Consider the following 21,609-nt stretch of genomic DNA (forward strand, 5'->3'; position numbering starts at 1 on the left):
CTCCAATAAACCGTCCAAAGCAACCCGCTCTGGTGTGAATCTAATCACTCGATTTACTCTCAGTCTTGCCCTAGAAACCTTCTGTTCCTAGCGATTGGGAGTGCAAAGATGTAGGATTAATTCTTTATTAACAAATCATGACCTAATCTTTTTATACTATTTTTCGTAATCGACTGAAAATCAAGAAAGGAATTTTTAAAATAATTGAACACAATAAGCATATCGCGAAATAATCCTACCTTTGTGCGAGAAATGGGCGGAGAGATTTTGGCCTAAATAATTAAAAGAACATGAAAGACTATCACATCGTATACGAAGACAATCACCTCCTGATCGTGAATAAACGCGCAGGAATTCTCGTACAGGGTGATAGCACTGGCGATGTTACGCTGACAGATGTTTTAAAAGAGTATATCAAGGAAAAATACCAAAAACCAGGTGCTGTGTTCTTGCATCCCGTTCATCGCTTAGATCGTCCGGTTAGTGGATTAGTTATTTTTGCTCGTACGTCGAAAGCGCTGGAGCGAATGATGGAGATGTTCCGGAAGCGGGATATTCAGAAAACGTATTGGGCGGTCACTCGCAAGAAGCCCTATCCAGAGAAGGGTAAATTAACGCATTGGCTTTTAAAGAATGAGGCGAAGAATATGACGACGGCGTATGATTACCCAGAAGATAAAGCGCAGAAGGCGGAATTGAATTATAAGATTTTGGGCAAAATCAACTTACATTATTTAGTGGAGGTTGAACCGATCACTGGTAGACCACACCAAATTCGCGTACAATTAGCTTCCTTAAATTGCCCGATTCGCGGAGATATTAAATATGGTTTTGATAAACCGAACATCGACGCAAGCATTAATTTGCACGCGCGCCGCCTGTATTTCATCCACCCGATTAAACAAACGCCTATTATTTGCAAGGCGTCCGTTCCAGAAAATCCATTTTGGGAAGAGTTTTTAGAATTAGATAACGATGAATTCAAGATGAAAAACTTGGATCACCTATACGAATAAAAAAAGGAGCTTACATAAGCTCCTCTAAAGTCGTATTTTCTAAAACAGATAAGTTAGCATCTCGCCATTTTGTTAGTACTGTTCTTAGCTGACAAGTTTCTTCATCAGCACAGTCATCGCATTTTCCGTAGAAGTGTAAGGATACACATAAGGCAGGTGCGATGGGACCGTCTACAATGCGAATGATTTTGGCAAAAGTTACTTCTGCAGGAGGGATGCGTAGGTAATAACCGCCGCCTTTCCCTTTTTGGGACTGCAAAATTCCATGATTACGAAGCTCTAATAAGATCGCCTCTAAGAATTTCTTAGGTATTCTCTCCGATTCAGCAATGTGCGAAATCAATAAGGGTCCCTTCTCGTAGGACTGAGCTAATACTTTTAGCGCCTTTAAAGCATATTTTGCTTTCTTAGAAATCATAATTTTGTTGATTGTTGATCAAAGCTAAACAAATTTCAGGAATACTCCATTAGCCCGCTCGATTAAGTACTAATCCCGGCACAAGTTTTTGGGCAAAAAAAAGAGGCTAACCTTGCGGCTAGCCTCTTCATATAATTCTACTAAACTAGAAACGGAAGTGAGAGAACGCTTTGTTCGCTTCTGCCATTCTGTGTGTATCATCTTTCTTCTTCACTGCTGCTCCCTCACCTTTCGATGCTGCAATGATTTCATTCGCTAGGCGATCCATCATTGTTTTGTCACCACGCTTACGTGAGTAACCGATTAACCACTTCATTCCCAATGAAACTTTACGTTCAGCTCGTACTTCTGTTGGTACTTGGAAGTTTGCTCCACCTACGCGACGGCTCTTAACCTCCACGGATGGCATCACATTATTTAATGCTTTTTTCCAAGTTTCTAAACCGTTTTCTTTTGTACGCTCCTCTACTTTATCTAACGCATCATAAAAGATGGTAAATGCAGTAGATTTCTTTCCATCGTACATTAAGTTGTTTACAAACTTAGTTACTAATACATCCTTAAATTTAGGATCAGGTAATACGTAGCGTTTTTTTGGTTTCGCCTTTCTCATGTTGTTAGTTTTTTAAATTCGACCCAAACTTCTGCCATAACGAGCATACTGGATCTTTCTGTTAATAATAATTACTTTTTCGCTGCTGCTGCTTGACCTGGTTTAGGACGCTTAGCACCGTACTTCGAGCGAGACTGTAAACGACCAGAAACACCGGCTGTATCTAAAGCTCCACGAATGATGTGATAACGTACACCTGGTAAGTCTTTTACACGACCACCACGGATCAAAACGATCGAGTGCTCTTGTAAGTTGTGACCTTCACCTGGAATGTAGGCATTCACTTCTTTTTGATTTGTCAAACGTACACGCGCTACTTTACGCATCGCTGAGTTTGGTTTTTTAGGAGTAGTCGTGTACACACGAGTACAAACTCCTCTTCTTTGTGGACAAGAATCCAAAGCTGGTGACTTAGATTTCCAAGTCATTTGCTCACGTCCCTTGCGCACTAATTGCTGAATAGTTGGCATTTTGGAATAATTACCGTTTAAAATTTAAAATTCTTTTAATCCCCGTAAAGCGCAGAAAACTCAATTAGGCAGAGTTCTCCCACACCAATGGGGGTGCAAAGTTAACAATAAGAAGTAGAAATAAAAAGGGGGAATGAAAATTATTTTAAAAACCCCCGAATCCCCATTTCCAAGCCTCTGAGTTCGGCTAATCCACGCAAACGGCCGATAGCCGTATATCCTGGATTCGTTTTTTTGCCTTCTTGCAAATCATCTAACATCCGATGTCCATGATCTGGACGGAAGGGTAAACGGAAATCTTGACGTCCTGATGCGATTCGCTTATTTTGCTCATTCACTAGTCCTTTCATTACGCTAAACATATCCACATCGCCATCTAAATGATCGGCTTCATGGAAATTTCCGTATTGATCGCTGCGCGTTGCACGCAAGTGGATGAAATTAAAGCGGTGGCCTAAACGCTCCACCATGCCCACTAAATCGTTATCCGCTCGAACCCCATAACTTCCTGTACAGAAGCAAAGTCCATTCGCATTACTTTCGTAGGCATTCAATAATTGTAGCGCATCACTTTCTGTACTGACTACGCGAGGTAATCCCAAAATTGGATACGGTGGATCATCTGGATGAATCGACAAGTTGACTCCCGCTTCCTCTGCGGCAGGCGTTATCTCACGAATGAAATCATATAAATTAGCCCGTAATTCCTTCTCCCCCACTTCCGCATAGGTATCCAACGCCTCTTGAAAAGATTTCAACGTAAAGCTTTCTTCGGATCCAGGAAGTCCGGCGATAATATTGCGTATTAGTTTATCCTGTTGTACCTGCGAAGATCCATCGAACCATTTTTTAGCTCTTGCAATTTGCTCGCCGGTATAATGCACTTCTGCGCCTGGGCGTTTCAATAGAAACAATTCGAAGGCACAAAATTCAGCTGCATCAAAACGCAAGCCCGTACTTCCATCCGGGAAACGAAAATCTAAATCGGTCCGAGTCCAGTCTAAAATGGGCATAAAATTATAGCAAACTAGGTCTAAGCCAGCTGCTCCTACATTTCGAATAGACGTCTTGTAGTTCTCAATATAGTGCTTGTAATTACCAGAACGAGTCTTGATATCCTCATGAACGGGAATACTCTCGATCACCGACCAGGTTAGACCTGCTGCTTCAATAATCTCTTTTCGTTCCAGAATATCGCTTAATTGCCAAACTTGTCCATTCGGGATTTGATGCAATGCATTCACAATTCCTGTTGCGCCAGCTTGGCGAACATCGGATAATTTAACGGGGTCGTTTGGACCAAACCACCGCCATGTTTGTTCTAAGGCCATATTAATTTGATTACTACCTGATAAAAGGCTTGATACCTGCTTTTTTACCTAGTATAAAGGTAAATAAAAAACCTTGCCTGGATACCGGGCAAGGTTTTTGTAATCAAGCATTTATATACTTCCTTTAAAATCTCTTTCTCAGGGGCGACAAAAATAAGGAGTTTTTTACAAACAAAAAAAATCCTATCTGTTTTGGTGCGCAGGCCGCACTAAATCGGTCACCGTTTTAACTGGATTAAATGTTTCTAAGGGTACTTCTACGAAAAGCGTATTCCAGTCAGACATGGCTCCGTTCCAAAGTCCGGGCAGCTCCATCGCCTTTAATTCTTTTCCATCCTTCGTCTTGTCTGTAATAAACCCGGTATTCATATCCCGATAATTCAATAAGTTCAAACCACGCGTGGCACAAACTAGATCGACTGGATTAAAGTGGGAGGCTTGGTGGAATTTGGCTTTTTGGCCCTCCTCCTTCCTATTAATCTGCGCTGATTCCACTAGCTGTAAGGTAAAATTTCCCTTTTCGTCCTGGCACCAAAAAGGCCCGCCGCCTGGCTCCCCCGTATTTTTAACCACCCCACAAACGCGGGTAGGGCGAGCTAAAATGGCACGTATGTTTGCGATTTTTTCGGATTGCGGCAAGGCAGCAAAATCCGCCGAAGGCATAAAACCCAAATAAGTAGCCATTTCTGTTAACGCCTCGTTGATGGTCTCCTCGGTTGGATTTTCTTGCAATTGCTTGTCTAGATGTTCTATTCCTTCTATAATCCACAACAACAATCCACCCAATGCTTTCTTGTATTCAATAGTGGGTTGTTTTAGTGCATCAGGGACGACATTATCAATATTTTTAATAAAGATCACATCCGCCTTCAGGTCATTTAGGTTCTCTAACAAGGCGCCGTGGCCCGCAGGTCTGAAAAGAAGTGAACCATCCGCCTCGCGAAATACGGTATTATCAGGATTGACTGCAATCGTATCCGTCGCGGGCTTTTGTTCTGAAAAGGAAATCTCGAAGCTTATTCCTGTTTTATTTGACCAAATAGGCGAAATGCGGGCAACTAATTGCTCGAAACCACTCCGGTGTTCGGGGGAAACGGTAAAATGCAAACGGGCTTTTTGGCCATTCGAAGCATACGCTGCGGCCTCCACGATATGCTCCTCCAAGGGAGTTCGAGCTCCATCCGGATAGGAATGGAAGGCAAGAAGGCCTTTAGGTTTTTGGCCATAATCCATCCCCTCTTTACCTAGTAATTTCTGAAGAATATCTGCGGAGTCGTCCTTGTCGACTAGGAGAGACTTTAATTCTGGCCAAAAAGCAAAATGATCCAGCTCGTCGAAAAACTTCGTGCATTCCTTATTTTCCACACCGGTCGACAAAAATTCGAACAAGGATTTAAACATGCGCGTTGCCGCCCCAGAGGCAGGAACCATCTTTACAATGGACAATGTTGATTTTTGCTGATCAAAACGGTCCACAAACTCGTTTAGCTGCTGCTCCTCCGTAAACTGAAAAATTCCATTACCTATTGAGGCAGATTTCTCCAAAATCATCCAAGGAAAACCGGATTTAAAAAAATCAAGTTGCTGGTTAATTTCTGCGGTGCTTATTCCGCGCTTCGATAATTGATCTAAATCCTTCTCTGATAACATATCTGCCTTCTTTTGGGTCTAAAAATAAGAATTTCTTCTCAGGAATTCCTAAAAATCTGTTCGAGGAGTTCGTTCTTTTTTGGTAGATTTGTTTAGATGATGGCGGAAATTAAGGACATATTGCAAAAATACTGGGGGCATACGGCCTTTAGACCCCTGCAAGAGGAAATTATTCAGTCTGTCTTACAGGGACAAGACACGCTTGCCTTATTACCTACCGGTGGTGGAAAATCCATCTGTTTTCAAGTGCCTGCGCTAGCCTTGCCGGGAATTTGTCTTGTCATTACACCGCTTATTGCCTTAATGCAAGATCAAGTAGATCAGCTAAATCGCCGCGGCATTCCCGCTACGGCTATTTTTTCCGGTTTGCGCAAACGCCAAATCGATATTTTGCTGGATAATTGCATTTATGGCAACACGAAATTCCTCTATGTTTCGCCCGAACGATTAAAAACAAATCTGTTCATCGAGCGTGCAAAGCAAATGAACATTAGCCTTTTAGTCATCGACGAAGCCCATTGTATTTCTCAATGGGGATATGATTTTCGCCCGCCTTATCTGGAGATAGCCTCATTCCGCGAAAGAATTCCGAACGTCCCCTGTATCGCGCTGACTGCCTCCGCCAATGAGGAGGTTAAAATAGATATCATGGAGAAGCTGCAATTTAAACAAGCTGCTGTCTTCCAAAAAAGTTTTAGCCGCCCTAACCTCTCCTATTCCGTTCTCTACGAGGCCGATAAAGAAAAGAAATTATGTTCGATGCTTATGCGCGTCCCTGGTTCCTCTATTGTCTATGTCCGTAATCGAAGAAAAACTCAGGAAATTGCTGATATGCTGTCCAAAGCTGGATTATCCAGCACATTTTACCACGCCGGTCTTCCGGGCGAGGTCAGAAGCGCACGTCAAAAAGACTGGATAGAAGGGAAGATTGATTGCATGGTAGCGACGAATGCTTTTGGCATGGGAATCGATAAACCCGATGTGCGTTTAGTCGTACATATGGATCTACCTGACACGATCGAAGCGTATTACCAAGAAGCCGGTCGAGCGGGTCGCGATGAGAAAAAAGCTTATGCGGCGATTCTCTATGAAGAAAAAGATATACTGGACCTAGAAGCCCAATGGGAAAAATCCTTTCCTACGTCTGAAATAATCAAACGGACCTACCAGGCCGTTTCCAATTATTTGCAGGTAGCCGAGGGGAGCGGGGAATTACAAAGCTATGATTTCGATTGGGTAGACCTATGCAAGCGCTTTAATCTACCCAGTTCTCAGACCTATTTTGCCTTAAAAATGCTGGAGAATGAGGGCTTGATTTTATTGAACGACGCTTTCCAAAACCCATCGAAAATCCGCTTTATCGTCAGCTCCACCGAATTATACGATTTCCAAATTCGAAATGAAAAATTCGAATCCTTTTTGAAAGGGCTCCTTAGAATCTATGGTGGAAACCTATATACTCAATTTGTGAGCATATCGGAGGCCGATTTTGCCCACCAAATTAAGATTCCTCCCGCAGAAGTCGAGCGTAATTTAGCCCTATTAGAAAAATTTGAGCTAATCGAATATGATAAACAAAATGGTCTCCCTAAGCTGATTTTTTTGACGCCTAGAGCGAATATTGAAAACTTGCCGATCATCTGGTCTGAGTATTTGAAAAAGAAGGAAAGGTCTAAGAAAAAGATCGATGCGATGATTCACTATGTGAAACATCCGAACGCCTGTAGGACCTTATTGATAACTTCGTATTTCGGGGAATCGTTAAAAAAGGCTTGTGGCGTTTGCGATAACTGTTTGCAAAGCAAAAAAGAAGCCTCCGGGAAAAATATCCCCGAAGGCCTTGAATCAGAATGCAAATTGATTCTGACTTATTTGAAGAACGGCCCATTGCCTGTTCAAAATCTAGTAGAATGCCTCCGCCCCATAGCTTCGCAAGAAGCCCTGCGCATCATCCAATATTGTTTAGAGATGGGGGAGATTCATTATACGGCTGCCGATGAACTAGCAGTAGGCTCTGCCTGAAAAACAAACTTGACGGGATTCTTCACCTGCTCTTTTAATAAGGCTAAGGCTAGCACTTCCTTCGCATCCTCCACATAATGGAAGCTCAAATCGGAGATGTAATTTGCCTCAATTTCCTCCACATCTTTGCGGTTCTTCGAACACATGATGATCTCTTTTATGCCAGCTCTTTTTGCAGCTAAAATCTTTTCCTTGATTCCTCCCACAGGCAATACTTTGCCGCGCAAGGTAATCTCCCCGGTCATCGCTAATTTCGACTTTACTTTGCGTTGCGTTAAAGCAGAAGCAATAGCTGTCAACATGGTGATACCCGCAGATGGACCATCTTTAGGCACGGCTCCCGCTGGGACGTGTATGTGCAAATTATATTGATCGAAAATGCGGTAGTCAATCCCAAACTCCTCCGAATGTGCTTTCAAAAAGCTCAAAGCAGCCATGGCCGATTCTTTCATTACATCCCCCAATTGACCCGAAAGGGTCAAAACTCCCTTTCCTCGACTCAATAATGTTTCAATAAACAAAATATCCCCTCCTACCGGAGTCCAGGCTAAACCAGTCACTACACCCGCATATTCGTTATTCTCATACGTATCTTTATCGAAATGCTCCTGACCTAGCAGCTTCACCACGTCGGTAGCTGAAATTTTATGCGAATACTCCTGATCCATCGCGATCGATTTGGTGATTTTACGCACCACGCGACCTATCTCTTGTTCTAATTTACGAACGCCAGACTCGCGCGTGTATCCTTCGATCACCTTCTGAATTGCTCCATCGTTCATCGAGAATTCTGCCTTTTCGAGACCGTGTTCCTTTTTTTGCTTAGGCAATAAATGTTTTTTGGCGATTTGGACCTTCTCCTCCATCGTGTATCCGCTCACTTCGATAATCTCCATACGATCGCGCAAAGCTGGATGAACCGTATCTAAATTATTTGCCGTTGCGATGAACATCACGCGAGATAAATCATAATCACACTCCAGGTAATTATCCATGAAGCCGCTGTTTTGTTCGGGGTCTAATACCTCTAACAAAGCAGAAGATGGATCTCCGCGGTGATCTGATCCCACTTTATCAATCTCATCTAAAATAAACACGGGATTAGATGAGCCTGCTTTTTTAATGCTTTGAATCACCTTTCCTGGCATCGCTCCCACATAGGTTTTGCGATGACCTCTGATTTCCGCCTCATCCCGCAGACCCCCTAAGGCCATACGGACATATTTACGTCCCAAAGCCTTCGCAATCGAACGCCCTAATGACGTCTTTCCTACCCCTGGAGGGCCATAAAGACATAAGATAGGCGCCTTCATATCACCCTTCATCTTCAATACAGCTAGGTATTCGATGATTCTTTCTTTTACTTTTTCTAGGCCAAAATGATCCGCGTCTAACACCTTCTTCGCCTTCAAAAGATCAAAATTATCCTTCGTATATTCTCCCCAAGGTAAATCCGCAATCAATTCTACGTAATTCATTAACATCGGATATTCTCCTGACATAGAATTCGTGCGCTGAAGTTTAGTTAGTTCTTTTTGGAAGAAATCATTTACCTCTTTCGACCACTTCTTCTTAGCCCCTTTCGCACGCAATCCATCCAATTCTTGCTCTGGACTCTCCACGCCTAACTCCTCCTGCAATACTTTAATCTGCTGGCGAATGTAATAGTCGCGTTGTTGCTGATCGATATCGCTCGAAGCCTTGCTCTGAATTTCACGTTTCAACTCTAGATGCTGAATTTCTTTCAACATATGTTCGAGCAAATGAGTGGCCTGTTCGATCCCATCCAAGGTCTCTAATAAGGCTTGCTTTTCCTTCAATTCCGCATTGATATTAGACGAAAGAAAATGCACTAAAAAGGCAGAGGTTTCGATATTATCTAAGGCGATTTGAGCCTCGCGAGGAATCTCTGGATTTAGATTTAATATCTTCAATGCGCACTCTTTCAAAGTTGAAACGAGTGCTCTATTTTCTTTATTTAATTTTTTAGGGAAGGTGTCTTCGATATAAGAAACACGCGCCAAAAGATTAGGCTCGGTCTTAATGTATTCACTTACTTCGAAACGCTTGCGCCCCTGTACGATGATCGTTGTATTTCCGCCTGGTAAAACAAACATCTTGACGATGTGAGCTACGGTACCGATTTTATATAAATCGTCCGGAGTAGGCTCCTCTTTCGAATTATTCGCTTGCACTAATACACCGATTGTACGATCGCCTTTATACGCTTTCTTAACCAGACGAACCGATTTTTGACGGGATACGGTAATCGGAATTACCATCCCTGGAAACAAAACAATATTCCGAATCGGAAGGATAGGCAATTGGTCTGACAAAACGCCCATTTTGTCATCATTGTCCATGCCTTCAGAACCGATGGGAATCAATTCTATATTTTCAAAATCAGACATATCTGAAAGTTGCAAATGCTTAAAAAGGTCATTTGGATTATTCATACCACATATTTAAATTCTGCTCCTACATGAGCGAACGATATTAATCAAATTTTATGCCAAAAGACAAGATGGCAGTATGATTATCTTAATAATTGTTGAATGCCCTGACTTTTTCGGAAAAGATAGGATTTTTTTTGGCCTGAAAAAGACCATTGAACGATGTTCGTTTGGTCATCAAATTCGTCTAAAAAAAGGGAGTTTTCTAGATAAGATCCGGCTAAATCCGAGGAGGTGGGAATTTCTACATACACCCAAACCACATCTTGCTGCAGCTCCGTTCCTACCCACCGATAGGGTGTCGAAATTTGCTTGCCCGCGTGAAATCGGAAATGCTTTCTAAGGTAAATTTCTAATGCGCGCTCTGAGGCATTATCCCCCGGAATCATCGTAAATTTTTTACCTGAAACCGCACTCATCGTTTGTTCTAAATCGTCTTGAAAAAGTCGAAAACTTATTTCCCAAACCTGATCCTTGGCATTATAGGTCATCTCAGTCACCGAATTATGAAAAGGATGAACCTCCATTGATCCCGGAAAAAGAAGCCCGAAAAACAGAACAAGCAGTTTCAATTAGAAGAAGGCTTTAAAAATATCGTTTCCAAACGTATAGGCCATCAAGGCTAACAAGATTAACATTCCCGCTTGCTGTGCCATTTCTAGTACTTTATCAGAGGCAGGTTTCCCCGTAATCATCTCATAAATCAAGAAGATGGCGTGTCCCCCGTCTAAGGCAGGAATGGGTAAGATATTCATGAAGGCCAAAGCCATAGATAACAATCCCGTTAACATCCAAAAACGACTCCAATCCCATACACCACCGAACATTTGGGCAATTCCGATCGGTCCACTCAATGCCTTAGAAGCGGAAACATCGCCTGAGGCGATTTTCTTAAATCCTTTGATATTATCGGAGATCACCGAAAAAGCACGACCCGTTCCGATACTCGCTGCTTGCGCAATAGAATAATCTTCGTGAGTTACTTCAATCAGCATTTCAGGCACAAATCCTATTTGACCAGATGAAGCGACCTGCATGCTCAGCGTATCAGCAACGCCTCCACGCAAAATTCCTAAGCGAATCTGCTTTCCAGCTTCTTTCGTTAATAATTCTTTCACTTCGTGGTAAAAATGAACTGGACTCGCATTCACCGAAGTGATTACATCCCCCTTTTTCAATCCTGCCGCATAAGCCGGTAAAAGCTCCGCTGGTTTAGCAGCCGAAAATTGATCGAAGAAACCTGGCTCCTCTGGCGCAGCTACTTCCGCAATTTTAAAGGATGCCATCGGTTCGATGAAAGCCGCTTTTTTATCGCTTAATTTTTCAATGAAATTCGATGGAATTTTGATTTCGACGGTTTGGTCGCCACGCTGAACTGTATAGGACGAATTATCGCCTAAGAGTACATCTGAAGCGCGCAAATCAGACAATTGTTTGTAATCTGCGCCGTTTACACGGATAATCTTATCGCCTGTTTTTAAACCGATTTGCTGGCCTATTTCCATCGCGACGATGCCGTTCTTGTTTAATTCTTCTTTAGAAATAAAGTTATTCCCATTCGAATAAGTTAGGCATACAAAAATCACAACTCCTGTGATGACGTTCACGATCACGCCACCTAGCATAACGATTAGACGCTGCCAAGCGGGTTTAGCGCGGAATTCCCAGGGCTCTGGGTCTTTAGCTAAGGTCGCCGCATCTTGGGTTTCATCGATCATACCGGCGATGGAAACATAGCCTCCGAGTGGAAACCAGCCTAAACCGTATTCGGTATCCCCTATTTTCTTTTTGAACAAAGCAAAATTCAATACAGTCGGTATTGGAAATAAAAAGTCGAAGAAAAGGTAGAACTTCTCGACGCGCATTTTGAACCATTTGGCCGTAATATAATGACCAAATTCATGCAATGTTACTAAAATCGACAATCCTAAAATCAATTGTCCTGCCATCACTAAACCTTCCATAATTCGCTATTTTCTATTTTTGTTGACCCATTCCTGGGCTATTATTCTACTCATTCGATCACTTTCAATATAATCCTCTAATGCCGGATTCGCCACAAAAGTTCCCTGACTCATACAATATTCGTTCAAGTCGGACATGGCTAAAAATCCGATTTTGTCCTCTAAAAAGGCAGCAACTGCTATTTCGTTAGCTGCATTCAACAAACAAGCCGTATTTCCTCCCTGCTCTAAAGCCTGAAATGCAAGCCCTAAATTACGGAATGTCTTGGTATCTGCCTGCTCAAAAGTTAAAGAAGCATAGTTTTTAAAATCAAAGCGCGGAAAATTCGCCTTCATTCGATTCGGGTACCCTAAAGCAAACTGAATGGGTAATTTCATATTTGGCAAACCCAATTGCGCCTTGATGGAACCATCCTCGAATTGCACCAAAGAGTGTACAATCGATTGCGGATGAACGACCACCTCAATTTCAGACGCATTCACGTTAAATAACCAAGCCGCTTCGATTACTTCTAATCCTTTATTCATCAAACTAGCCGAATCGATTGTAATCTTCGCTCCCATCGTCCAATTCGGATGTTTCAAAGCCTGAGCACGTGTTACTTGCGCTAATTGATCTCGGTTAAAACCCCTAAATGGGCCACCTGAAGCGGTTAATATTACTTTCTCAATGGGATTATGGGCTTCGCCCATCAGACATTGAAAAATCGCCGAATGTTCTGAATCAACCGGCAAAATAGGTACGCCCATCTCTCTCGCTAAAGGCATTATCAGCGCTCCCGCCACCACCAGGGTTTCCTTGTTCGCTAAGGCAATTGGCTTGCCTGCTTTAATCGCTTTCACGGTAGGCAATAAGCCTGCGTAACCTACTAAAGCCGTTAAGACGATGTCCACGGAATCCAATGTCACGACATCTTCTAGCGCCTTTGCGCCAGAATGAACATGAATCCCAGTTCCCGCTAAAGCCGATTTTACTTCTGCATATTTCGCCTCATTCCCGATTACCACGTGTGCCGGTTTCCAGGCTAAAGCTTGGGAAATTAGTAAATCAGCTTGGTTTTGGGCAGTTAATACCTCCACCAAAAACTCGGATGGATACTCCGCAATTACCTCTAGCGCCTGCGTCCCGATGGAACCCGTACTTCCTAAAATCGCAATTCTTTTCATCGAAGCATGGCCGTTATTTGTTCCACAAAACTGATCCACACTTGAGGATACAAAAGCGTCATCGCTGCAAGGCCAAATAAAGCGCCATATAAATGGGCGCTGTGATTCACGAAATCACGACTACGCTTATCCATTTCCACCGAATACCACGTAAACAAACCCGCATAGATAAATCCTGGAATTCCGAAGAATCCGAATAAGTATATTTTCTCCGTGGGAAAAAACAATATTCCCGCAAAAATCACGGCAGAAACTGCCCCTGAGGCTCCTAAGGAATTATAATTGGGGTTATTTTTCTGTTTGAAATAGGTAGGCAAATCCGCCACTAAAATCGCTAGCAGATAAAAAACGATGAATAATTCGGACGCAATACTTGGAAATAATTGATTGAATATCTGCTCTAATTGTACCCCAAAAAAGAAGAAGGAAAACAGATTAAAAAACAGGTGCATAAAATCAGCGTGGATAAATCCAGAACTAATAAAACGCCAATATTCGTTTCTGTGTTGAATCCGATACGGGTTCATGAGCATTTTCCCCATCCAGTCTGGCTTCTGCCAAGCGGCTAGAGAAATGATAATCGTCACAGCAATAAGTAAAATCGAGACCATAGGTAAACAAAACTACGTTAAACTTCTCGATCAACCAACCCGCTCATGAATTTTACCAAGGCTGATTTTTGATCTGCCGAAATGGCTAAAGATTGAATTTCCGCAAAAGCGGCATCGAAATAAGTGCTAATCACAGCTTCTGTTTCCGCCTTTAAACCGAGCGAATCATAGATCGCGGTCACTGCTTTCACTTTTTCTGCAGCGTCGTACTCGTTGGCGGAAACCCAACGCGTTAAATCGGCTAACAAAGAACCCGTCGCTTTTTCAAATGCTTTAATCAGTAAATAGGTTTTTTTATTCGCTAAAATATCTCCGCCTGGCTGCTTCCCAAACTTCTCCGGGTCACCATAGACGTCCAGTAAATCGTCTTTTAATTGAAAACCTAGACCGATGGTTTCTCCAATTCGGTAAAGGGAATCAGAAACCGATGAAGGCGCCGAAGCCAGTAAACCGCCCATTTCCATCGAGAATCCGATCAAAACCGACGTTTTCAAACGAATCATTTCGATATATTCTTCGACTTGCACATCATCCCGACTTTCGAAGTTCATATCAAATTGCTGACCTTCACACACTTCTGCTGCGATACGTGAAAGGCGACCCAACAAATGTTGAAAAGCCTCCAGACTTAAGCCTTGAACCTTATTTAGGTATTGGTAGGCATTCACAAGCATCACATCGCCGGATAAAATGGCGATGTTGTCATTCCATTTTTCGTGCACTGTTTGTTTACCGCGACGGATGGGAGCTTTGTCCATTATGTCGTCGTGCATCAAAGTGAAATTATGGAAAATTTCTACCGATAAAGCTGCAGGAACTTGCTTTTCCCAGTCAGATTTGAACAAGGAATAAGTCAATAAACAAAGGACTGGACGAATTCGTTTGCCGCCTAAACTCATTAAATAATGGATGGGGTCATAGAGCTCGCTAGGGCTTTGGCCTATATCTAAACGACTAATTTCCTCTTCGAGGGCTGCTAAAAATTCTTTGTTCATTTTATCTATCTACTTCACCCATCACTAAATCTAAGGATCCAATAATGGCTACTAAATCTGCTAAATATGTCCCCTTCGCTAAATAAGGAAGGACAGACAAGTGGTGGAAAGAGCAAGCGCGTACTTTCAATCGTTGTGGGATATCTGAGCGACCGTCCGTACGAATATAGAAACCGAGTTCTCCTTTCGGATTTTCGGCCCTCACATAGGCATCCATCGCTTTAGGACGAATTTTTTTAGGAACCAAAGCCTGAGGATCAAAATCTCTCGTCCTTTTCTCATCCCCTAGCAAGGCCACTAAACATTGTTCAATTATCCTAATCGATTCCTCGCATTCGCGCAGACGTACGTGATTTCGATCCCAACAATCTCCTACCGTACCCATCGCACCTACTCCCACTGGAATATCAAATTCTAATTCCGGATAAACCGAATAGCCATCGATTCTTCGAAGGTCAAAAGGTAAACCAGAACCGCGCAATACCGGACCCGTACATCCATAATTAATCGCCGCGTTCAGGGGCAAAACACCCACACCTGCTGTCCGCTTAATAAATATACTATTATCCTCTACTAATTGTTTTACTTCTTTAATGGTATTCTTTAAAACAGGAATCAATTCCTGTATTTTCTCTTCAAATCCCACAGGCAAATCATAGAACAGCCCCCCAACCCACACATAATTATAGAGCATTCGGGCACCTGATAACCACTCCAGCAGTCGCTGAATGTCTTCTCGGTCCCGCATTAGCCATAAAAAGGGAGTATAAGCACCTATGTCCAAGCCATACGTTCCGATCGCCACAAAGTGAGACGCGATCCGATTTAATTCCGCCACAAGTACGCGAATGTATTCAATGCGTTTAGGAAGCTTCCCTGTTAAATCCAGCATCTTTTCCACCGCCATCACATAGGCATGCTCCGAATTCATAGCCGCCATATAATCCAATCGATCCACATACGGGATGATTTGATTGAAAGGCAGCGCTTCCGCATGTTTCTCGAAGCAACGGTGTAAATACCCTAAATGAGGAACCACTTCTTTGATCCACTCTCCGTCAGAAATAACTTCTAAACGAATTACGCCGTGCGTTGATGGGTGCTGGGGTCCCAGGGAAATGATCATTTCCTCCGATTTCAAATCCTCGACGCGAAATTTATTCGGGTCGGAATTCTGAAAGTTTTCGGGAAGAAATTGATACTGGATGGAATTCATTAAACAAAAATGAGAAATCTAACGGGGAAAAATAAATTTTTACATCTATTTTTAGCAAAGGCTTTGGGGAAAAAATAAATTATCCTACCTTTGCATTCCGTTTCGAGCAGAGGCGGATAAATGATTTATCTATTATGGCAAAGAAAGGAAATCGCATTCAAGTAATCTTAGAATGCACTGAGCACAAAGAAACTGGTCTTCCAGGCATGTCTCGCTACATCACGACAAAAAATCGTAAGAATACGACAGCACGTATTGAGTTAAGAAAATATAACTCTTTTTTGAAAAAAGTTACTTTACACAAAGAAATTAAATAGGTTGAACCATGGCTAAGAAAGTAGTTGCAACTCTGAAAAAAGAAGGCGGCGTTAAGTACGCTAAGATTATTAAGGCGGTTAAGAATCCTACTACAGGAGCTTATACCTTCAAAGAAGAAATCATCCTTCAAGATGACGTTAACGCTGCATTGAGAAACTAATTTTTCAATACCCGTTTACCTATCTTAAAAAAAATAGAGTCCCTTCTTGAAGGGACTTTTTTTATTTTGTTTACCTTCGTATCGTTTTATAACCTATACTATGGGATTATTCGATTTTTTAAAAAAGAAGCCAGAACCGCAAAAGCAAGAAGAAATTCAAGCTTTGGAGCAAGGTTTAGAGAAGACCTCCACCGGTTTATTTTCTAAAATCGGACGTGCTGTTGTCGGAAAATCGAAAGTAGATGAAGGTATACTCGATGAATTAGAGGAAATTTTATTAACCTCAGACGTAGGAGTAGCCACTACTTTGAAGATTATTGAGCGTATCGAGCGACGCGTGGAGCGTGATAAATACGTTTCTACAGAAGAATTAGACAAGGTATTAAGAGAAGAAGTTGCCGCTTTATTAGAGGAAAATCAATCCTCTTCTCTTGAAAATGCTTTCACTGAGCCTACACAAAAACCCTATGTCATCCTGGTCGTGGGCGTGAATGGAGTGGGAAAGACGACTACCATCGGTAAATTAGCGTCCCAATTTCATCAAAATGGCTTAAAGGTCGTATTAGGTGCAGCCGACACATTCCGTGCGGCAGCAGTAGATCAATTGAAATTGTGGGGTGAGCGCGTAGGAGTTCCGGTGATCGACCATGGCATGAATACGGATCCAGCAGCAGTCGCTTTTGATGCCGTTAAGCAAGCAGTTGAAATGAATGCAGATATCGTCATCATCGATACGGCAGGACGATTACATACTAAAGTAAACTTGATGACCGAGCTGGGTAAAATTAAGCGCGTGATTCAGAAATTTATTCCAGAGGCACCACATGAGGTGATGCTGGTTTTAGACGGTTCTACAGGCCAAAACGCCTTCATACAAGCGCAAGAGTTCACTAAAGTAACCGAGATTACTTCATTGGCGATTACGAAGCTAGATGGTACGGCAAAAGGTGGGGTGGTGATTGGTATTTCGGATCAGTTCAAGATCCCTGTCAAATACATTGGAGTGGGAGAAAAAATCTCCGATCTCCAAGTATTCAACAAGACCACTTTCGTGGATTCGCTTTTCGCGAAAAAATAATTATTTGCCTTTTTCTTTAGCCCAGGTGTCTTTCAAAGTCACTGTGCGATTAAACACCAACTTTTCTGACGTCGAATCTGCATCCAAGCTGTAGTATCCTTTGCGAATAAATTGCAGTGCTTGTCCCTCTTTCGCCGCTTTCAATCCTGGTTCCACATACACTTTTGGAATAATTTGAAGTGATTCTGGATTAATGAATTTCAAATAATCATCCCCCAGTTCAGAGGCATCTTCTACGATCAATAAGCGATCAAAGTTGCGAACCTCTGCTTCTACCGCGTGAGCCACAGACACCCAATGAATCGTTCCCTTCACAGAAACGCCACTCGTATCTTGTCCTGACTTACTTTCTAGAATGTATTCTGCATGAACTTCAGTCACATTACCTGCCGCATCCGCTTTAAAATCCGTACACGTGACGATATAAGCTCCTTTCAAACGCACCTGCAATCCTACGCCTAAGCGGAAGAATTTCTTAGGTGGATCGATCATGAAGTCATCACGCTCGATGTATAATTCATTTGAGAATGGCACGGAGCGCTTCGTTATTTGCTCTGCCTCTGGATTATTTTCAATGAGTAAATCCTCCGTTTTATCTGCTGGATAATTCGTGATCACTAATTTAATGGGATCCAACACCGCCATTACGCGATCGGCAGATTTATTCAAGTCTTCCCGAATACAGAATTCTAGTAAGCTTAAATCAATCAAATTATCGCGTTTCGCCACCCCGATACGCTCGCAGAAATTGCGAATGGAGGCAGGTGTAAAACCACGTCTGCGTAAACCACAAATCGTAGGCATGCGGGGATCATCCCAGCCGTTGACTACTTTCTCGTTCACTAATTGCAATAATTTACGCTTGCTCATCACCGTATGGGACAAGTTCAAACGCGCAAATTCATATTGATGAGAGGGAAAAATCCCTAATTTATCTAAGAACCAATCGTATAATGGACGGTGAACGTCGAATTCCAAGGTACAGATGGAATGGGTAATTTCTTCGATGGAATCACTTTGGCCATGTGCAAAATCATACATCGGATAGATGCACCATTTATCTCCTGAACGGTGGTGTTTTACATGGCGAATACGGTACATCAAGGGATCACGCATGTGCATATTCGCATGAGCCATGTCTATTTTCGCACGTAAGACTTTTTCTCCATCCGCATATTTACCCGCGCGCATCTCCCGAAATAAGGTCAAATTTTCCTCCACACTACGGTTTCTAAAAGGACTATGCGTGCCAGAAGTGGTAGGTGTTCCTTTTTGAGCCGCGATTTCTGCTGCCGAGGAATCATCTACGTAGGCAAAAGAAAGCGAGATTAATTTTTCAGCGAATAAGTATAAATCCTCAAAATAATCTGAGGTATATAATTCATTAGCCCAAGTAAAGCCTAACCAAGAAACATCTTTCTTAATCGACTCCACATACTCGGTTTCCTCCGTCACTGGATTTGTATCATCAAAACGCAAATTAGTCCCCCCTCCGAAACGCTGAGCTAATCCAAAGTTCAAGCAAATACTCTTCGCGTGACCAATGTGCAAGTAGCCATTCGGCTCAGGTGGAAAACGAGTCAAAATACCTTGTGGGTATTTCCCAGACGCGATACCATCCTGAACGATTTCTTCTAAGAAATTAAGGGATTTGGGTTTTAATTCTTCCATGTATTAATTTTCGTGTTCCTTTTCGTGTCGACGAATAAATTTTAAGCTATAAGGTTCAAAAATAATCATTATTTGCCAAAATCCGTAATTTGCAGCACTATATCGATATGAGAAAAAACACCTTATTATTCGCACTACTTTTTTGTGGAGTTTCCCAAAACTTAGCGCAATGGACTCCCATAACACTGGAAACAAAAGCCTCTTTTCGAGCAATCCGATCCCTGGATTCACACATCTGGATAGCAGGAACGCGGGGCACCGTGATTCATTCGAGCGATGGAGGCGAACATTTTACAGTTTCGCAAGTTCCTGGAGCTGATTCCTTGGATTTCAGAGATCTAGCGATACTAGACGATAAAACCGTTTTGCTCATGAGCGCTGGTCCAGCTGAGAATGGAGCAGCTAAAATATTTCGAACCGAGAATAGCGGAATGAGCTGGGAATTAGCCTATCAAATCAAGGAGAAGGGCTATTTCTTTGATGCGATTCTTTGGGACGGCAAACAGGGATTAGTTTTATCGGATCCAGCGGGGCCTTTTTATGGACTTGTCCGCATAACTGATAAAGGCCGCGCTTATGATTTATTGAACCCTTCAAGCCACCCAGTTTTACAAAAAGGGGAAGCCGCTTTTGCAGCCAGTGGATCAAGTTTACAGAAAACAAAGCAGGGTTATTATATCGTCACCGGAGGAGGGGAAAAAGCGAGGGTACTTTTAAGTGAAGATGCGCTAAATTGGAAAAGTATTTACGCTGAAATTCCAGGGGGCGAAGGAACCGGGTTTTTTAGTTTAGGCGTTCGCGATGCGAAGAATTTATGGATCGGCGGTGGTAATTATTCACGCATTAAAGAGGGGCCAGTTCCGGTGTTAGAGAGCAGGGACGCTGGTCTATCGTGGTCGCCTGTAGCTGGAGCACCCGCCTATTATGTGGAGAAAATTTTATGGGCAGATCCGTATTGGATTCTGTCTGGGCCGGCAGAAAGCTCGGCTTTTGACCATAAAAAGAAGCAATGGATTAGCTTAGGAAAAAGCTCTTACCATAATCTGTGTCTCGTAGGGGATCGCATCTATGGTGTAGGTGGAAGAGGCCAAATCGGATTCATCAGCCTCTCCCAAATATCCCAATTATTTCTTTCTAAAGAATAAAGAAATAGGTGTACCTGATAAATCAAAGGCTTTTCGCATCTGATTTTCCAAATATCGCTCGTAACTTTCCTTGATATACTGCGGTAAATTGCAGAAGAATATGAAGGTCGGATACGGTGTCGAAACCTGCGTACAATATTTAATCTTAATGTATTTTCCTTTCCAGGCGGGTGGCGGATAACTCGCAATCACTTCCAGCATCACATCGTTTAATTTCGACGTAGAAATCTTTTGTGAACGGTTACCATACACAGTTAACATTAATTCCAAAGCTTGGAAGATACGCTTCTTCTCCATCACCGATGTAAAGATGACCGGCATGTAATTCAAAGGAGCTATACGCTCTTTAATCGATTTCTCTAATTGAACCGCGGTATTCGTGTCTTTCGCCACTAAATCCCACTTATTAATCATTAAAACGATTCCTTTTTTAGCTTTATCCGCCATGCTGATAATGTTCATATCCTGCGCCTCTAAACCGGTCAATGGATCGATCGTAGTTGCATCAATAAGGATAATAGCCACATCGCATTCCTCTAAAGCCTTCATCGAACGCAAAACCGAGTAATACTCGATGTTATCGTCTACTCGCGCTTTTCGGCGAATACCTGCCGTATCTGTAATAATGAAATCCTTCCCATACAGCGTATAGTGATTGTGAATCGCATCTCTAGTCGTTCCCGCCTCATCTGTCACGATGGAGCGATCCTTACCTAAAATCGCATTCAAGAAAGATGATTTTCCTACGTTAGGGCGACCTAAAATCGCTACGCGAGGAATACCTAATTCTGGATTTTCAATTCCTTCCTCTTTAAAATGAGAAACCATCATATCAAGCATTTCACCCGTGCCACTACCACTTTCGGCTGCGATCGCAAATGGATCGCCTAAGCCTAATTCATAGAATTCTGCGGCAGCATACCCCTTCTCGTAAGTATCGGCCTTGTTCGCGATCAAAATCACGGGCTTACTCGAGCGACGTAAAACGTTCGCAAAATCCTTATCTAAATCCGTTAAACCGGTAGAGCAATCTACTACGAATAATAAAACAGCCGCTTCTTCAATGGCTAGTTCAACTTGTTCCCGAATTGCTCCTTCAAATTTATCGTCTGAACCATGCACGTATCCTCCCGTGTCAATCACGGTAAAGAAACGTCCTATCCATTGACCGTAACCATAATGGCGGTCGCGCGTCACCCCGGACACATTGTCCATGATAGCTTTCTTTTGTTCGATCAAGCGATTGAACAAAGTAGATTTCCCTACATTGGGACGCCCCACAATTGCAATAATATTTGACATTCTATGTTA

General features: G+C 42.5%; 20 protein-coding genes. 6 read left to right on the forward strand and 14 right to left on the reverse strand.

The genetic code is table 11. The annotated features are described in order from the left end of the window. The first annotated feature begins 290 nt into the window (after positions 1 to 290). Positions 291 to 1,016: an RluA family pseudouridine synthase gene (locus ACST13_RS06355; RefSeq protein ID WP_459522381.1), complete on the forward strand. Its 726-nt coding sequence runs from the start codon at positions 291 to 293 to the stop codon at positions 1,014 to 1,016. A 10-nt stretch (positions 1,017 to 1,026) separates the two neighbouring features. On the opposite strand, the gene ACST13_RS06360 is transcribed toward ACST13_RS06355, so the two are convergent. The 5 genes from ACST13_RS06360 to ACST13_RS06380 form a co-directional block, all read right to left on the reverse strand. Next, a complete protein-coding gene (locus tag ACST13_RS06360) occupies positions 1,027 to 1,434 on the reverse strand; it encodes an RrF2 family transcriptional regulator (protein WP_459463460.1) in 408 nt (135 codons plus the stop codon). Positions 1,435 to 1,579: 145 nt separating this feature from the next. Further along, a complete protein-coding gene (rpsG, locus tag ACST13_RS06365) occupies positions 1,580 to 2,047 on the reverse strand; it encodes a 30S ribosomal protein S7 (protein WP_459463458.1) in 468 nt (155 codons plus the stop codon). Between the two features lie 71 nt (positions 2,048 to 2,118). Then, entirely contained in the window at positions 2,119 to 2,517 is a 399-nt protein-coding gene (gene rpsL / locus ACST13_RS06370; protein ID WP_459463456.1) for a 30S ribosomal protein S12, read from the reverse strand. Positions 2,518 to 2,657: 140 nt separating this feature from the next. After that, on the reverse strand, positions 2,658 to 3,848 hold the full coding sequence (gene uxuA, locus ACST13_RS06375; RefSeq protein ID WP_459522382.1) for a mannonate dehydratase: 1,191 nt from the start codon (positions 3,846 to 3,848) through the stop codon (positions 2,658 to 2,660). 183 nt (positions 3,849 to 4,031) lie between these two features. Continuing rightward, positions 4,032 to 5,498: a DUF4301 family protein gene (locus ACST13_RS06380; RefSeq protein ID WP_459522383.1), complete on the reverse strand. Its 1,467-nt coding sequence runs from the start codon at positions 5,496 to 5,498 to the stop codon at positions 4,032 to 4,034. Between the two features lie 120 nt (positions 5,499 to 5,618). Here ACST13_RS06380 and ACST13_RS06385 point away from each other — a divergent pair, with 120 nt between their 5' ends. Further along, entirely contained in the window at positions 5,619 to 7,520 is a 1,902-nt protein-coding gene (locus ACST13_RS06385) for a RecQ family ATP-dependent DNA helicase (RefSeq protein WP_459522384.1), read from the forward strand. Here the strand turns inward: ACST13_RS06385 and lon are convergent. The 7 genes from lon to ACST13_RS06420 form a co-directional block, all read right to left on the reverse strand. Continuing rightward, complete coding sequence (gene lon / locus ACST13_RS06390; RefSeq protein ID WP_459522385.1) at positions 7,481 to 9,976, reverse strand: endopeptidase La; 2,496 nt, start codon at positions 9,974 to 9,976, stop codon at positions 7,481 to 7,483. The two genes, ACST13_RS06385 and lon, sit on opposite strands and share 40 nt — an antisense overlap. 80 nt (positions 9,977 to 10,056) lie before the next feature. Continuing rightward, on the reverse strand, positions 10,057 to 10,500 hold the full coding sequence (locus ACST13_RS06395; RefSeq protein WP_459522386.1) for a DUF6702 family protein: 444 nt from the start codon (positions 10,498 to 10,500) through the stop codon (positions 10,057 to 10,059). A 45-nt stretch (positions 10,501 to 10,545) separates the two neighbouring features. Next, entirely contained in the window at positions 10,546 to 11,937 is a 1,392-nt protein-coding gene (gene rseP / locus ACST13_RS06400) for an RIP metalloprotease RseP (RefSeq protein WP_459522387.1), read from the reverse strand. A 6-nt stretch (positions 11,938 to 11,943) separates the two neighbouring features. Continuing rightward, complete coding sequence (locus tag ACST13_RS06405; protein ID WP_459522388.1) at positions 11,944 to 13,104, reverse strand: 1-deoxy-D-xylulose-5-phosphate reductoisomerase; 1,161 nt, start codon at positions 13,102 to 13,104, stop codon at positions 11,944 to 11,946. Continuing rightward, positions 13,101 to 13,715: a rhomboid family intramembrane serine protease gene (locus ACST13_RS06410; RefSeq protein ID WP_459522389.1), complete on the reverse strand. Its 615-nt coding sequence runs from the start codon at positions 13,713 to 13,715 to the stop codon at positions 13,101 to 13,103. The genes ACST13_RS06405 and ACST13_RS06410 overlap by 4 nt, the downstream gene beginning before the upstream one ends. 17 nt (positions 13,716 to 13,732) lie before the next feature. After that, the gene (locus tag ACST13_RS06415; RefSeq protein ID WP_459522390.1) at positions 13,733 to 14,710 is read right to left on the reverse strand and encodes a polyprenyl synthetase family protein; all 978 of its coding nucleotides are present in this window, start codon (positions 14,708 to 14,710) and stop codon (positions 13,733 to 13,735) included. A gap of 1 nt (position 14,711) precedes the next feature. Then, entirely contained in the window at positions 14,712 to 15,926 is a 1,215-nt protein-coding gene (locus ACST13_RS06420; protein ID WP_459522391.1) for an NADH-quinone oxidoreductase subunit D, read from the reverse strand. Positions 15,927 to 16,060: 134 nt separating this feature from the next. Between ACST13_RS06420 and rpmG the strand changes: the two genes are divergently transcribed. From rpmG to ftsY, 3 genes are all read left to right on the forward strand, one after another. After that, complete coding sequence (rpmG, locus tag ACST13_RS06425) at positions 16,061 to 16,243, forward strand: 50S ribosomal protein L33 (RefSeq protein ID WP_459463436.1); 183 nt, start codon at positions 16,061 to 16,063, stop codon at positions 16,241 to 16,243. An 8-nt stretch (positions 16,244 to 16,251) separates the two neighbouring features. Beyond that, a complete protein-coding gene (locus ACST13_RS06430) occupies positions 16,252 to 16,404 on the forward strand; it encodes a DUF4295 domain-containing protein (protein ID WP_459463434.1) in 153 nt (50 codons plus the stop codon). A gap of 100 nt (positions 16,405 to 16,504) precedes the next feature. Beyond that, on the forward strand, positions 16,505 to 17,482 hold the full coding sequence (gene ftsY / locus ACST13_RS06435; RefSeq protein ID WP_459522392.1) for a signal recognition particle-docking protein FtsY: 978 nt from the start codon (positions 16,505 to 16,507) through the stop codon (positions 17,480 to 17,482). On the opposite strand, the gene ACST13_RS06440 is transcribed toward ftsY, so the two are convergent. Further along, the gene (locus ACST13_RS06440; RefSeq protein WP_459522393.1) at positions 17,483 to 19,153 is read right to left on the reverse strand and encodes a glutamine--tRNA ligase/YqeY domain fusion protein; all 1,671 of its coding nucleotides are present in this window, start codon (positions 19,151 to 19,153) and stop codon (positions 17,483 to 17,485) included. 107 nt (positions 19,154 to 19,260) lie between these two features. On the opposite strand from ACST13_RS06440, the gene ACST13_RS06445 reads away from it, so the two are divergent. Beyond that, complete coding sequence (locus ACST13_RS06445; protein ID WP_459522394.1) at positions 19,261 to 20,298, forward strand: WD40/YVTN/BNR-like repeat-containing protein; 1,038 nt, start codon at positions 19,261 to 19,263, stop codon at positions 20,296 to 20,298. Here ACST13_RS06445 and der read toward each other — a convergent pair. Further along, the gene (der, locus tag ACST13_RS06450; RefSeq protein ID WP_459522395.1) at positions 20,278 to 21,600 is read right to left on the reverse strand and encodes a ribosome biogenesis GTPase Der; all 1,323 of its coding nucleotides are present in this window, start codon (positions 21,598 to 21,600) and stop codon (positions 20,278 to 20,280) included. The genes ACST13_RS06445 and der overlap by 21 nt on opposite strands. Positions 21,601 to 21,609 lie beyond the last annotated feature (9 nt).

Source organism: Aquirufa sp. A-Brett2-W8 (genome assembly GCF_054558755.1).

Coding starts and splice junctions, on each gene's coding strand:
- ACST13_RS06420 (WP_459522391.1), bottom strand. CDS start 15,926: ATGAATTCCATCCAGTATCAATTTCTTCCCGAAAACTTTCAGAATTCC.
- ACST13_RS06415 (WP_459522390.1), bottom strand. CDS start 14,710: ATGAACAAAGAATTTTTAGCAGCCCTCGAAGAGGAAATTAGTCGTTTA.
- der (WP_459522395.1), bottom strand. CDS start 21,600: ATGTCAAATATTATTGCAATTGTGGGGCGTCCCAATGTAGGGAAATCT.
- uxuA (WP_459522382.1), bottom strand. CDS start 3,848: ATGGCCTTAGAACAAACATGGCGGTGGTTTGGTCCAAACGACCCCGTT.
- rpmG (WP_459463436.1), top strand. CDS start 16,061: ATGGCAAAGAAAGGAAATCGCATTCAAGTAATCTTAGAATGCACTGAG.
- ACST13_RS06445 (WP_459522394.1), top strand. CDS start 19,261: ATGAGAAAAAACACCTTATTATTCGCACTACTTTTTTGTGGAGTTTCC.
- ACST13_RS06410 (WP_459522389.1), bottom strand. CDS start 13,715: ATGGTCTCGATTTTACTTATTGCTGTGACGATTATCATTTCTCTAGCC.
- ACST13_RS06440 (WP_459522393.1), bottom strand. CDS start 19,153: ATGGAAGAATTAAAACCCAAATCCCTTAATTTCTTAGAAGAAATCGTT.
- rpsL (WP_459463456.1), bottom strand. CDS start 2,517: ATGCCAACTATTCAGCAATTAGTGCGCAAGGGACGTGAGCAAATGACT.
- ftsY (WP_459522392.1), top strand. CDS start 16,505: ATGGGATTATTCGATTTTTTAAAAAAGAAGCCAGAACCGCAAAAGCAA.
- ACST13_RS06380 (WP_459522383.1), bottom strand. CDS start 5,498: ATGTTATCAGAGAAGGATTTAGATCAATTATCGAAGCGCGGAATAAGC.
- ACST13_RS06430 (WP_459463434.1), top strand. CDS start 16,252: ATGGCTAAGAAAGTAGTTGCAACTCTGAAAAAAGAAGGCGGCGTTAAG.
- ACST13_RS06355 (WP_459522381.1), top strand. CDS start 291: ATGAAAGACTATCACATCGTATACGAAGACAATCACCTCCTGATCGTG.
- lon (WP_459522385.1), bottom strand. CDS start 9,976: ATGAATAATCCAAATGACCTTTTTAAGCATTTGCAACTTTCAGATATG.
- rpsG (WP_459463458.1), bottom strand. CDS start 2,047: ATGAGAAAGGCGAAACCAAAAAAACGCTACGTATTACCTGATCCTAAA.
- rseP (WP_459522387.1), bottom strand. CDS start 11,937: ATGGAAGGTTTAGTGATGGCAGGACAATTGATTTTAGGATTGTCGATT.
- ACST13_RS06360 (WP_459463460.1), bottom strand. CDS start 1,434: ATGATTTCTAAGAAAGCAAAATATGCTTTAAAGGCGCTAAAAGTATTA.
- ACST13_RS06395 (WP_459522386.1), bottom strand. CDS start 10,500: ATGGAGGTTCATCCTTTTCATAATTCGGTGACTGAGATGACCTATAAT.
- ACST13_RS06405 (WP_459522388.1), bottom strand. CDS start 13,104: ATGAAAAGAATTGCGATTTTAGGAAGTACGGGTTCCATCGGGACGCAG.